The sequence below is a fragment of the Pantoea sp. X-Soil-ISGK-285 genome, assembly GCF_059730815.1.
Genome location: NZ_AP035938.1, coordinates 2,041,664 through 2,055,064 on the forward strand (window position 1 = coordinate 2,041,664; position 13,401 = coordinate 2,055,064).

11 protein-coding genes are annotated in these 13,401 nt (G+C 55.6%); 6 read left to right on the forward strand and 5 right to left on the reverse strand.

Translation table 11 applies throughout. From position 1 onward, the window contains the following. Positions 1 to 47: 47 nt before the first annotated feature. A complete protein-coding gene (locus AC6I8B_RS09800) occupies positions 48 to 1,202 on the reverse strand; it encodes a mandelate racemase family protein (RefSeq protein WP_497817424.1) in 1,155 nt (384 codons plus the stop codon). Positions 1,203 to 1,548: 346 nt separating this feature from the next. Between AC6I8B_RS09800 and AC6I8B_RS09805 the strand changes: the two genes are divergently transcribed. From AC6I8B_RS09805 to AC6I8B_RS09820, 4 genes are all read left to right on the forward strand, one after another. Next, positions 1,549 to 2,664, forward strand: coding sequence for an ABC transporter substrate-binding protein (locus AC6I8B_RS09805; protein WP_010670131.1), 1,116 nt, complete (start codon positions 1,549 to 1,551; stop codon positions 2,662 to 2,664). A gap of 165 nt (positions 2,665 to 2,829) precedes the next feature. Continuing rightward, positions 2,830 to 3,237, forward strand: coding sequence for a DUF2231 domain-containing protein (locus AC6I8B_RS09810; protein WP_010244987.1), 408 nt, complete (start codon positions 2,830 to 2,832; stop codon positions 3,235 to 3,237). Between the two features lie 12 nt (positions 3,238 to 3,249). Beyond that, the gene (locus AC6I8B_RS09815; protein WP_157352124.1) at positions 3,250 to 4,551 is read left to right on the forward strand and encodes a PQQ-dependent sugar dehydrogenase; all 1,302 of its coding nucleotides are present in this window, start codon (positions 3,250 to 3,252) and stop codon (positions 4,549 to 4,551) included. Between the two features lie 626 nt (positions 4,552 to 5,177). Then, positions 5,178 to 5,810 (forward strand): DapH/DapD/GlmU-related protein, encoded by a 633-nt coding sequence (locus AC6I8B_RS09820; protein ID WP_010244979.1) that lies wholly within the window; start codon positions 5,178 to 5,180, stop codon positions 5,808 to 5,810. 16 nt (positions 5,811 to 5,826) lie between these two features. On the opposite strand, the gene AC6I8B_RS09825 is transcribed toward AC6I8B_RS09820, so the two are convergent. Both AC6I8B_RS09825 and AC6I8B_RS09830 read right to left on the reverse strand, forming a co-directional pair. Continuing rightward, positions 5,827 to 6,711, reverse strand: a complete 885-nt coding sequence (locus tag AC6I8B_RS09825) for an EamA family transporter (protein ID WP_157352128.1) — start codon at positions 6,709 to 6,711, stop codon at positions 5,827 to 5,829. Next, complete coding sequence (locus tag AC6I8B_RS09830; protein ID WP_157352131.1) at positions 6,708 to 7,919, reverse strand: MFS transporter; 1,212 nt, start codon at positions 7,917 to 7,919, stop codon at positions 6,708 to 6,710. Before AC6I8B_RS09830 ends, AC6I8B_RS09825 begins: the two co-directional genes overlap by 4 nt. Before the next feature lie 129 nt (positions 7,920 to 8,048). Here AC6I8B_RS09830 and AC6I8B_RS09835 point away from each other — a divergent pair, with 129 nt between their 5' ends. Then, positions 8,049 to 8,504: a winged helix-turn-helix transcriptional regulator gene (locus AC6I8B_RS09835; protein WP_033767222.1), complete on the forward strand. Its 456-nt coding sequence runs from the start codon at positions 8,049 to 8,051 to the stop codon at positions 8,502 to 8,504. A gap of 355 nt (positions 8,505 to 8,859) precedes the next feature. Further along, positions 8,860 to 10,290, forward strand: a complete 1,431-nt coding sequence (locus AC6I8B_RS09840) for a purine-cytosine permease family protein (protein WP_497817425.1) — start codon at positions 8,860 to 8,862, stop codon at positions 10,288 to 10,290. 92 nt (positions 10,291 to 10,382) lie between these two features. Here AC6I8B_RS09840 and AC6I8B_RS09845 read toward each other — a convergent pair whose 3' ends face one another. Then, positions 10,383 to 11,705, reverse strand: a complete 1,323-nt coding sequence (locus tag AC6I8B_RS09845; RefSeq protein ID WP_157352138.1) for an MFS transporter — start codon at positions 11,703 to 11,705, stop codon at positions 10,383 to 10,385. 191 nt (positions 11,706 to 11,896) lie between these two features. Then, entirely contained in the window at positions 11,897 to 12,910 is a 1,014-nt protein-coding gene (locus AC6I8B_RS09850) for a GT-D fold domain-containing glycosyltransferase (RefSeq protein WP_010670138.1), read from the reverse strand. Between the last annotated feature and the right edge of the window lie 491 nt (positions 12,911 to 13,401).

Sequence of the window (13,401 nt, forward strand, 5' to 3'; positions counted from 1 at the left end):
GGCGGGCGACGGGGTTATTATTGTTTGCCGTACTTCGGTAGTGCGATTTACCAGCGGTTCAGCGTGTGCGTCTCAATCCAGCTGAAGTTAATATCCTCACCCAGCCCGCTGCGGGTCGGCAGAGTGACAAATCCCTGATCGTCCATCGGGTCGATCAGGCTGTTGAGGTAGGCGGGCGGTGTTTCATAATCCAGGAAGGGATGCAGCAGGCCGCGCTCATACCAGCGACAGTTACGGATCGCCCCGACCACCGCCAGGCTGGCCGCACCGTTGCCGTGCACTTCGCAATCCATGCCAAAGGCTTCAGCCAGATTCGCCACTTTCAGGGTGGGCGAGATGCCGCCTACGCCGTTGGCACCGGCTCGCAGAATGTCGCAGGCTCCGGCACGCACCCAGTCGGCGCGGCTGTGATGTTTACCGCCCAGGCTCTCCGGACCATGCACGTCGATAGAGAGGTTTTCGGCCAGCCAGGCGTAAGAGGCCATGCTCTCTTCCTCCATCGGCTCCTCGAACCAGGCGAAATTAAGCTTTTCCAACGCCTTGCCGATGGTCAGCGCGTCACTGCGGCTGTACCAGTGGTAGCCATCCAGCATCAGCGCGATATCGGGGCCCACCGCTTCACGCACCGCCGCGCAGGCTTTGATATCCATCGCCGGGCTGGGGGCGAAGGAGACCGGCGGCATCCAGGTGTGCAGCTTGATCGCCTGATACCCACGCGCCACCAGTTTTTCCGCGAACTGCGCATACTCATCCGGTGTTGATAATCCACCGCTCAGCTCGTCACCACACATGGTGCTGCCGTAAGCCGGGATCTTCTCGCGATAGCCGCCCAGCAGTTTGTGGACAGGCTGTTTCAGCTTCCGTCCAATCAGATCCCACAATGCCTGCTCCACAGCGGAAAGCGCCCGCTCGGTGAGCTGATGGGCGCTGCCGCGCTGCCAGTGCACCAGATCCTGCCAAAGACGCTCCCGGTCAAAGGCGTTCTGACCGATCAGCACTTTGCGGAAAAAGGCATTAACCACATGGGATCGCACCACTTCCGGCGGCGCAAAGGCGTAACCACAGTCGCCTTCCTCGCTGGTCAGGGTCAGTAGCGCCATCTGCGCATCATTTTCCGGGCCAGGGTGGGAGTGCCCGGCGCTGTCGGCGCAACGCTGGGTGGGATAGGTAAAAAGGGTGACATCAATGGCGCTGATCTTCACGGTTAAGCTCCTGTGGCAGTCTGTCCTGATGAATTATTAAAACGCTGTTTCATTTTCAATCTAGCCTTCACAATTCATTAACGCATTAGCCAAAACGATACGATTAATGGCTAATATGTGTGCAACTGCCCAGGGTGTTGTGAACATATTCACGAAAGCTGACCGTTTTGTGAGCAGCGACACGCTGCGCTTTTTCCTCTTAAGGGATCTCTTTGAGCGAAACTCCGCCAGTTAACCCCGCCGCAAAAAACATTTAACCGGATGACTTCCCCTGACCCCTGTTTTAGGTGATAGTAACGCCGCTTTACATTAATAATTCTCATTATCATTTGTGCGGGTTTTTACAATGAAAAAATGGTTTTTAGCGCTGGGGCTGCTCACGCTGGCAGGGACGGCTTCGGCCAAATTGATTACCGATGTCGCAGGCCGTCAGGTCGAGGTGCCGCAGGAGGCAAAACGCATCATTCTGGGTGAGGGCCGTCAGATGTATCTGCTGGCGGCATTTGATACTGATGCCCCATTTAAACGGGTGATTGGCTGGCGTGACGACTTCCCGAAAGCGGACTGGGACGGTTATCAGGCTTACGAAAAACGCTATCCGGAAATTAAAAAATTACCGACCTTTGGCGGGGCGAAAGATGGCACTTTCAACGTCGAGCAGGCGTTAACCCTGAAGCCCGATCTGGTGCTGATGAATCTGGAATCCAAAGCCGCCACCGATGAAGGCAAGCTGATTGAAAAACTGCAGGCAGTAGGCGTGCCGGTGGTGTTTATCGATTTCCGCGAAGCGCCGATGGTGAATGCGGAGAAAAGTATCCGCATCATGGGCGAACTGGTGAACAAACCGGCGCGTGCCCAGGAAATTATCACCTTCCGCCAGCAGCAGATTGACCTTGTCACCTCGCGTCTGAAGAACTTTACCGGCTACCGCCCGAAAGTGATGATTGACCGTGCAGGCGGCTACAGCGACGAGTGCTGCATGTCGTTTGGCAATGAAAACTTTGGTCAGATGGTTGAGATTGCGGGCGGTCGTAACATCGCTAAAGATCTGATCCCTGGCACCTTCGGCACCGTTAACCCGGAACAGATTATCGCCAGCCAGCCGGATGTGGTGGTAGTGACCGGCGCTAACTGGAAGAATTACAATACCGTGGGAAAATGGGTCGGCGTCGGTCCGGGTGCCAATGTCACCGAGGCTACCGCGCGTCTTAAGGGGCTGATGATGCGCGATGCTTTTAAAACCCTGCCGGTGGCGCACAACGGCAATGTCCACGCCATCTGGCATCAGTTCTACGACAGCCCTTACCAGTTTGTGGCTATCCAGGCGCTGGCGAAATGGCTGCATCCCGATCTGTTTGCCGATCTGGATCCGGACGCCACCTTCCGCACGTTCCACGAGAAGTTCCTGCCGCTGCCTTATCAGCCAGGATACTGGGTTACTTTACCCGCTGATAAACCCTGACTGACCGGCGATGACAGGGACGTCATCCGCCTGATTTGCAATTCCTCCCGAATAAACCCTCTGTTTCTCTTCAGATTTACTAATCTTTTACAGGCGCGGAGTCAGTTGCTCTGAGCAGCGCGACGTCTGACGCGGTCCGCATTCACGTTAAAAATGGAGAGAAACATGCGCAATACCCTGGGAAGATCGGCCTTTGCCGTGACGCTGTACGCTCTGCTGGAGCCGGTGCCGCTGGGCTTTTTTGTCGCGGCCTGGCTGTTCGATATTCTCTATAGCCAGACCTTTGTGTTGTTCTGGACGGATGCCGCAGGCTGGCTGATTGCGCTGGGACTGATACTGGCGATTGTGCCGCGACTCATCGCGCTGGTTTATCTGTTCCGCGGCAGTGACAGTGCGGAAAAGAGTCATTTCTGGCTCTGGCTGGTGGCGATTGTGATCGCTATCGTCAATGCGTTTATTCACAGCCGTGATGCCGCCGCTGTCATCCCGCTGGGCGTGACGCTTTCGACGCTGGTGGTAGCGCTGCTGCTGCTGGCGAATGTGCAACTTGCGTTACGTCAGCGTAGCGCTTAAGGAGGAGCCACCATGAAGATACCGCATAAAACGTTGCTCGCGCTTACCCTGACAGCACTACTGGCAGGCTGTGATGATGGTGCGCTGGTCGATCCGCAGAAGCAGATCGGACCGAATCCCGAACTGCCGCAGGCACAGAACTTCTTTATGCCGCCGATGCAGGTGCCGGAAGGCACGCCGTGGAAAGCGGGCGAAATGCCAAAAGTGGCTGACGGGCTGAAAATCGAAAAGATCGCTGACAATCTGCAGCATCCGCGTCAGGTTTATGTGCTGCCGAATAACGATGTGCTGGTGGCGGAATCCAACGGCCCGGCCAAACCCACCACCCGGCCTAAACAGCTGATTATGGGCATTGTGCAGAAAGCGTCAGGTAAGGGCGGCGCTGGCGGCAACCGGATTACGCTGCTGCGCAACGTCAATGGCAAATGGGAGCAGCACCGCTTTATTGAGAATCTGCACTCGCCGTTTGGTATGCAGCTGATTGGCAATACCCTTTACGTCGCGAATGCTGACAGCCTGGTGAAGTTCCCCTATCGCGAAGGGGAGACGGAGATCCGCACCGCGCCTGAAGAGGTGACGGAACTGCCGGGCGGGCCGATTAACCACCACTGGACCAAAGCGCTGTTGGCCAGCCCCGATGGCAGCAAGCTCTATGTGGGTGTCGGCTCCAACAGTAACGTCACCGAGAACGGCATTGGCGCAGAGTATCGCCGCGCCGCGGTGCTGGAAGTGGACGCGGCCAGCGGTGCCAGCCGGATCTACGCCAGCGGATTGCGCAATCCGACCGGCTTACAGTGGGAACCGCAGAGCGGAAAACTGTGGGCCATCGTCAATGAACGTGATGAAATCGGCTCCGATCTGGTGCCAGACTACATGACCTCAGTGCAGGACAAAGGCTTCTATGGCTGGCCCTACAGCTACTTTGGTCAGCATGTGGATACCCGTGCCGAACCGCAGCGTCCCGATCTGGTTGAGAAAGCGATTAAGCCTGATTATGCCATGAGTTCGCATGTCGCTCCGCTGGGGCTGCTGTTCTACGGCGCAGATAACATGCCGCAATACCAGGGCGGTGCGTTTATCAGTGAACATGGCAGCTGGAACCGTACGCCGCTGAATGGCTACAAAGTGGTGTGGGTGAAATTTGAAAACGGCAAGCCGGTGGGTCAGCCGCAGACGGTGGTCTCGGGCTTCCTGACGGACGACGAAAAGCAGGTGCGTGGATTACCGGTCGGTCTGGCCAGCGACAAACAGGGCGGTGTCCTGATTGCTGACGATGCGGGTAATACCGTCTGGCGAATCAGCGCCGCGAAGTAAGCATTGCGCTGCTTTTTTAAGCAGAAAGCAGGCATAAATAAAGGATTTGGCATTTCGCCAAATCCTTTATTTTTTGTTCGCTACCCGGCTGGTAACCGCGCTGCGAACGAGGTGCTCAGCACTCTCCACAAACAAGATTGTAAAATGTGCGGCTAAGGATTTCAAGTTTCGCCAAAATGCTGTATGTTTATACAGGTGTTGAGTGTTGAGCATCGCCTCATTGTCGACTGGCCGCTCCCAGGGGCACGGTTTTAAAATCCCGGCAGGCATCAGGTGGTGCTGGCCTGTGGCTTTAACCATGAGTGCCGCTCAGCTCTCTCCACAAAGATGTGCTTAGGCGCCCGGCGGGTAGAGTCAAAGCCCTGGTTGCCGAACAGCGCGCTCCTGTAAAAGGAGAAGGAAAGTGATGGAACTGACTAAGCTGATTCTGGATCTTATCCGGGTCATCTTGCAGATCATCGTTGCCCTTATGCAACTGACCGGTCACGCAGGTTAACCGGAACTTGAAACAAGGCGGAGCTAACCACTCCGCCTTTTTTCTTTGTCAATTCTCTGTCATCGGAGGCGGGTAAGGTGGTGCGGCAAAGCACGCCGCCGGGGCGCTGCTTATCCAGACCGGGAGTTTTATGTCCATTGCCGCCGTTATGCCCGCCCGATTAGCGCACACCTGGATTGATGAGAGTGTGAAGATGCGCGAAACCACTGTGGGTCAGCAGTGTGAGATCCTGGCGCACAGCACGCTGGAATATAGCGAGCTGGGTGACTTCTCCTATGTCGGTGAACACTGCTGCCTGGCCGATACCCAGGTGGGGCGCTTCTGCGCCATTGCTAATCAGGTGCGCATTGGCGCGCCGAATCATCCTATGGACCGCGCTTCCCAGCATCGCTTTACCTACTGCCCGGAGTATTACCACCCCGACGCCCGACGCGATCAGGGCTTCTTTTCCGCCCGTCGCGCCGATCGGGTGATAATCGGTCACGATGTGTGGATAGGTCACGGCGTAATTGTGCTGCCTGGCGTCACCATTGGTGATGGTGCGGTGCTGGCTGCGGGTGCAGTCGTGACGAAAAACGTCGCGCCCTACAGCGTAGTGGGTGGTGTTCCGGCCAGGCCACTGCGGGTGCGCTTTACACCGGCTATCGCCGCACGTCTCCAGCGCATTGCCTGGTGGAACTGGCCGCTGGAGAAACTGCTGGCGAATCTGCCCGATTTTCAGCACGGTGACATCGAAGCGTTCTGCCAGCGGCACGGTGCATAGCCACCCCACGGCGCCGTCAGCCGGTTTGTACGCCGAAATATCGCACAACCCGCTGGCCATAGAGCCCGACGGCCAGTCCGGCGATGATCAGCAGCAGCGCGGCGATTTTCTGAGGTGAAACCGTTTCGCCAAATATCGCCACTGAACCCAGGATGCCGAACACCGGTACCAGCAGCGACAGTGGCGCGACCGTTGAAACCGGATAGTGTTTCAGCAGCCAGTTCCACACCCAGTAGCCCAGCAGGGTATTGGGATAGACCTGAAACAGTATCGACAACACCGCCTTCACATCCAGCTGGGTGAAGAGTGCGTGATAGCCCGCGCTGCCATTGACCAGCCCGTCCAGCAGGAAGAGCGGAATGGGTGCAAAGGCGCTCGACCAGACCAGAAAAGCAAAAACCTGCCGGGTGCCCGCTTTTTTATTGATGATATTCGCAATACTCCATGCGACCGCGCCTGCCAGCACCAGCAGCATGCCGGAAAACGTCACCGAGCCATCGGTAATGAAAAAAATGCTCAGCAGACCGGCGCAGGCCAGCGCACAACCGGCGATCTGATAGCGGCTGAGACGCTCTTTAAATACCCAGCCACCGAGCAGCAGCGTGAAGAAGGCGCTGAACTGCAGCAGCAGCGAGGCGATGCCCGCCGACAGTCCGGTTTTAATTCCCAGATTCACCAGACCCCACAGGCCAATCCCGAAGACCAGGCCATAGCTGATCAGGTAGCGCCACGGCACGTTCGGTTTCTTAATAAAGAACAGCGCTGGCAGGGCGCAGAGTGTAAAGCGGATACCTGCCAGGATAAACGGGTCGACCGCCTGCAGGCCGAGTTTGATAACGGAAAAGTTAACCCCCCAGATGGCGGTGATCATGACGGCGAGCAGCAGATGCGTTAATTTCATGAGTGACGTACTCCGGACCAGCAGAGAAAGGCAGAGGCACTGACCGCTGCACCGGCATAGCAGACAGCCTGCCATCCCCAGTGCGTATAAAGCTGAGTGGCGGCGATGGCCCCCAGCGCACTGCCCAGCGAGTAAAAGCACATATAGGCACCCACCAGACGACTTGCCGCCTCGGGTCGGGCGGCCACGATCAGGCTCTGATTAATCACATGTACCGTCTGGACGGCGAAATCGAGCAGGATCACCCCGAAAATCAGCAACAGTAACGAGGTGTGAAGCGCGGCTATCGGCAGCCAGGAAAAGGTCAGCAACGCCAGGGCTAAGCCAGTGGCACGCTGCCCCAGGCCCAGGTCAGCCCATGCGCCTGCTCTGGAGGCCGCCAGCGCACCGGCAATTCCGGCCAGGCCGAACATCCCGGTCTGGGTGTGTGACAGTGACAGGGCGGTAAGTGGCAGTACCATCGAAGACCAGAGCATACTGAAGGCTGCAAAAATCAGCAGCGCCAGGATCCCTCGTCTGCGCAGCTGCGGTTCCGTGAGGAAGAGACGGAAAACGGACAGTAAGAGGTGAGGATAAGATGTGCGCCGCGTCTGACCTGCTGTGGCGGGCAGCACTTTCGCCAGGATGAGCGAGATCAGGAGTAACAGGCAGGCAGCCGTCAGATAGACCGCCCGCCAGCCCGCCAGGTCAGCAATCATCCCGGAAACAAACCGCGCCAGCAGGATGCCGATCACGATGCCGCTGGTCACGCTGCCCACCACCTGTCCGCGCTGTTCTGGCGATGCCAGCATGGCGGCCCACGCCACCATCAGCTGCGTGACCACCGCCATTAATCCCACCAGCAGCATTGCACAGAGCAGCGTCATCAGGTCTGGTGCAACCGCAGCAGTGATTAACGCCACTACGGAAAGCAGCAACTGGGTAATCACCAGTTTTTTGCGGTTCACGCAGTCGCCCAGCGGCACCAGAAAGATCAGCCCGAGGGCGTAGCCGCTCTGCGTGGCCGTTACCACTGTGCCAATGGTGCCGGTGGAAACCTGCAGGCTGGCGGCGATCGACTCCAGCAGAGGCTGTGCCGAGTAAACATTGGCGACCGCCAGCGCAGAGGTGAGTGAAAACAAAAAGATCATCCGGGACGAGAGCACCGGGATCGCGGATGGGGGCGAATCGGCTTCAGGATCACGCATCTTGCCAATCGTACAGGTCATGTTGCTTTCCTTTCTGGTTTTTATTTGAAACTGGATTGGCGATATCTTTAACCGGGCTGGTTTTTTTTTGCAACTTCTTTTCGGAGTGGCTAAACTGGCATCATGAGACAGGCAGCGTGAGAGAAGAGCATGGCTAAGCAGGAATCCCTGAGAACCAGTGAGTGTCCGGTCGCCAGAACCCTGGAGTCGATAGGTGAGCGCTGGTGCATGATGATCGTGCGTGAAGCCTTTGATGACGTCCGCAGATTCAGTGACTTCCAGCGGAATTTAGGGCTGGCGAAAAATATCCTGGCGTCACGCCTGAAGCAGCTGGTGGAGATAGGGGTGTTTGAGATTGCGCCGGCCTCCGACGGCAGCGCCTACAGCGAATATGTCCTGACCGAAAGAGGCCGTTCGCTGTTTCCGGTTGTGGTCGCGATGCGCCAGTGGGGCGAGCGTTACCTGTTTGAGAAGGGCGAAACCCACTCCGTGCTGCTGGATAATGCGGAAGGAAAGCCGCTGCCGCGCCTGGAGGTTATCTCTTCACAGGGGCAAAAACTGGAACCGGCCGACTGTCATCGTCAGCGTGTGGTTGCTGAAGGGTAACCGTCAGGGTTTTTCCTCTTCCACACACTCTGAACCTGGCAGGCCTGACATCGCACGCGTTACCCGATCATCGCTATTGTCTGTGGCGGTGATCGAACAAAATACCTCACTCCCGTTTTACGCCCCGCCATAAGGGCGTTATCCCCGGAAACAGGTCCCCGCGCTTCCTCATCCTTTCCTGCCCGGCATCATGACAGGCCTGTCGATATCATCACATTTTCCAATGACCGGTTGCCTTGTAACTTCCCGATGCGCATGACAATATCCCTGCTTGTATAGACATGTACTCTCAACCCTGGATTGGGCAAATCACGCTTTCAGTCAACACGTCTCTCACTGTTCCAGCGAGGAATCTATGTCGGTCAAATCATCTGTATCAGATTATTCAGGCTCAGAGAAACAGGGCCTGTCAGAAACCCGCTCCATTGATTACATCCCGTTGGGTGAACGTCATGGTCATCCCTTTAACCAGTTCACGCTCTGGTTTGGTGGCAATCTGCAAATCACGGCTATTGTCACGGGTGCGCTGGCCGTGGTGCTGGGTGGAGACGTCGTGTGGTCTCTTATCGGCTTACTGGTGGGGCAGATTCTGGGTGCAGCGATCATGTCTTTGCATGCGATCCAGGGTCCGCGCCTGGGTTTACCGCAGATGATCACCAGCCGTATGCAGTTTGGCGTGTTTGGTGCTGTTATTCCTCTGGTGCTGGTGTGCATTATGTATGTGGGATTTTCAGCCAGCGGGACAGTATTAGCCGGGCAGGCGCTGGCTAAACTTACCCATGTCAGTCATTCAACCGGGATGATCCTGTTCAGCATCCTCATCGTGATCATTGCGGTGCTGGGCTATCGCGTGATTCATCAACTGGGCAAGCTGGCGAGCGTCATTGGCGTTTTAGCCTTTGCTTATCTGTTTATCACGCTGTTCTCTGCGCATGACTTATCAGCCGTGTGGCAGAATCAGCACTTTACCCCGGCAAATTTCCTGCTGGCGGTCTCCCTGTCTTCATCCTGGCAAATTGCCTTCTGTCCTTATGTCTCGGACTATTCACGCTATCTGCCAGCTGATGTCTCCGCGAAGAAACTCTTCAGCTCAGTCTTTTTTGGCACCGTACTTGGCACGCAGGCTTCAATGACGCTGGGGGTGATTGTCGCTGCCATTGCCGGAAGTGCGTTTGCAGGCAATGAGGTCGGTTACATCGTGAGCATGGGTAGCACGGCGACCATGGCCATGGTGATTTATTTCGCCATTTGCTTTGGAAAAATCACGTTTACCACGCTGAACGCCTACGGCAGTTTTATGTCACTGACCACCATTGTCTCTGGTTTCCGTCAGCAAACCACGCTGAGTCGGGGCGGGCGCATTCTGTTTGTGGTGCTTATGGTTACGCTGGCCTGCGTCATTGCTCTGCTCAGTGAACCGGCCTTTCTGAAATCCTTCACCCACTTCCTGCTGTTTCTGCTGGCTTTCTTTGTGCCGTGGAGCGCGATCAGCCTGACCGATTTCTATCTGATCACCAGGGGCAGGGTTGATGTCCCGGCACTGTCGCAGCCGGACGGACGCTATGGACGCTGTAACCTGGCCGGTATTACCGTCTATTTTCTGGGCGTGCTGGTGCAACTGCCGTTTATCGATAATCCGCTGCACCATGGATCGCTAACCTGGATTTTTGCCGGTAATGATGTCTCGTGGATCATCGGCTGGTTTGCGACGGCACTGTTATGGCTGATCGCCAGCCGCTGGGATCGTCGGGGCATCCCCGAACAGTCAATCTATACCGCCCAATAACAAGGTCAGGCCGCCTGAGCGGCTGCCTTTCAGGGAGTGTCACTCTTCGCGGGTGTGTGATCACCCGCGTGTCAGGAAATCCTCTTTTAAGATCAGGCGGCAGAAACGTCCGCTGCGCCGGTCTGCGCCTCGGCCACCAGCGGCTTCTCCGGTTGCAGCAGTGTCATTGCCAGCATACTGCCAAAGGCGATCAGCGCGGTGACGGTAAACATCGCGTTGTAGCCGTAATATTCCGCCAGCCAGCCGCAGAGCATCGGAGAGATAATCGCTGCCAGATTGGCTATCGCCAGCGTCATGCCGCTGTAGGTACCCACCGACGCTTTAGGGGTGACATCAATCACCACCGACCAGTAGACATTGTTTACCAGTGCATTCAGCGCATTACCCAGGGTCATCAGTGCAATAATCCCGGCAGCCGACTGCACATAGGGGATCGCCATAAAGCAGCAGGCGGTGCCGCACAGCGTGACGGCGGCAAACAAGTTGCGCGCCAGACGCAGATTACGGAAGCGAGCCAGCAGGGCATCGGCAATGCGACCGCCCAGCAGCACCGTAATACAGGCGCCGCTCCACGGGATCATCGCGACGTACCACAGTGAGTGCAGGTCGTAATGGAAATTATCCTGCAGATATTTCGGCATCCAGGTCACCAGGGTAAAGGTGATGTAGAGGAATGAGAAGTAGCCCAGCGCGTTGCAAACCAGGGTGCGGCTGATAAAGAAGCGCCACCAGGGCAGTGGTATGCTGTCGCCCGCGCTGCGGCGCTGACCGGTCTGGATAAGCTGACGTTCTGCGGTATTGGTATGTGGACTTTTCTCCGGGCTGTCGCTGAAGGTGCGGGCAAACAGCGCCATCGCCAGCAGGGAGAAAACACCGAGCAGGATAAACATCATGCGCCAGTCATGGGTCAGCAGCAGCAGGCCCACCGCAATCGGGGCGGTCAGCAGCGCGCCAACCTGGGTCGAGAGCAGGCCGATGCCCAGTGCAAAGCCGCGCTCATTATCGGGTGCCCAGTGAGCAATCGCCTTGTTCATCAGCGCATAGGCCGGGCCTTCGGAAAAACCAAACATGATGCGAAGGGCAGCAAAGCCCATAATGGCGGATTCGCCAAACAGCGCCATGCCCAGTTCCCCCGCCCAGGCGGTGGCGATCTCCAGCAGCGACCAGAGTACGCCTGCCAGCAGCCAGACTTTTTTCGTGCCGATACGGTCGGCAAGAAAGCCGCCACACAGCGAACCAAACAGATAGCCAAAGCCAAAGTAGCCCAGCACGGCTCCGAGCTGGACTTTGCTGAAGTGATACTCCGCCGCAATGGCGTTAGCCGCAAACGACAGGGCGCCGCGATCAATATAGTTGATCAGGGCGATCAGGAACAGCAGTGAAAATATGGTGTAACGGTAACGGCTGGTTGTCATCTCACTTCTCCTGATTAAATGTCTCAGGAGAGCAGAAGCAAAATTGATGCCGGAAAGGGTATTTATCCGGCAAACCGCGGACAAGCACAGAATTCGGGCCCCTGAGCCCGCCCCGAAGGGGGTTAACTGATCCCGCTAATAATTCGCCTGCGCTTCAATGCGGTGCAGCCGCTGCCTGTCGGTGGTGAGGCTCAGGCGGCGTTATGATGGTTGGGGCTGACGTGTGGCAGCGGGATAACCACGGCTTCCGTGACTGCTTCTGTATCAGCCGTCCCGACCTGGGGTATTTCGCCAACGTGTTGTAAAATCTGCTGCTGATAAGTCGCATCTGCCACCGTAGTCTGTTCACTCAGCAGTACGCCCGCCTCATTGACGTTTTTTCCGTCCACTTTTATTTTGCTGGTGGCACTGGCCAGCATCCACTCATATTCAATATCGACGTGGCCGCTATCAATACAGCGGATACCGTGCTGACTTAAATCATATGCCAGCACGGTTGCGGTCGGCCCTAATGAAATCAAGACCAGGTCAAAGTTGACGGCATTCTTTAAAACGGTATCAAACAGACGATCATAGACGGAAAAGGCATTACGGTTCAGCGTCGTAATACGTTTCACTTCGCTGGCTCCCTCCAGTAAATCATTGCCTAATCCCAGGCGCGTTCCACTGCCTTCCACAATTAATACCCGGCGGCCCTGATAGAGCTGTTTAAACTTATCAAATATCGTCCGGGATAATTGCTTGCCTTTATAATCGTGATAGGGACGGGTCACCGAGGTATTTCCATACTGGTACTGTTTATTCAGCAGAGCCTCATAATATTTAAAATAAAATGATTTATGGAAGAACCAGAACAGGGCCGACCCGCTCCGCATATTACGGGTGGTGCGAAAGGCATCCGGCAGACAGATCAGACAGTTCGGGTTGGCTCCTGAATCCTGCTGCAGCAAGGCTTTGAGTCGTGCAGAGAGATTCGGGTCAAATGGCTGGAAACCGATATTTTTATACCAGGTCATTTCCAGTTCACCGTCGCCATAACGGGCCAGAGATAATTGTGGGTTACGTAATAACAGATCGACAGTCTCTTCTATCGACATGACGGAATAACGCTTTACCCGTGCCTGCGCGGCAGGATAGCGAATGGCAGCATTAAGAAACTTAAAAGGGAAACGAAACTTGCGATAAATAGCATGAAGTGCGGTCATAGTTAACCTGCCTGGTTTATTGCTGCCAGAAAAATCCCGCCTGCTGGCCGGATAAACGAATATAAGAGAGCTGATATATATCACAGATAAAATAAGCGTCATGCTACGGAATATCTGAAATCGTTTTCATCGGCAAAATCCCTTTGTTCATTAATCTATTTCCTGAGTGTTATTTTTCAGGAAAATAATAAAAAACGCGTTCAGGCTGGCACAATTAAATCATTTGAACAGCAGCGACACCGCACCAGCGTTGATGAAGCCGCCAATAATAACAGCAGGGCAGAACATTCCCGATTTCAGCAATAAGAGTTATTTCAGAGCAGAGTTAATAAACCATTATGATTATTTGACTCTGAAAAACTTTCGTCGGGCACACTTTAGCTGGCGTTACAGAAGGGCGGCTTGTCTGTTAATTAATCGCCTTTGAACAAAAGGTGCGGTCGTTAGCAGCCTATGGTTAATTTTTTGTGATGGATATCCCGTAATCAGCC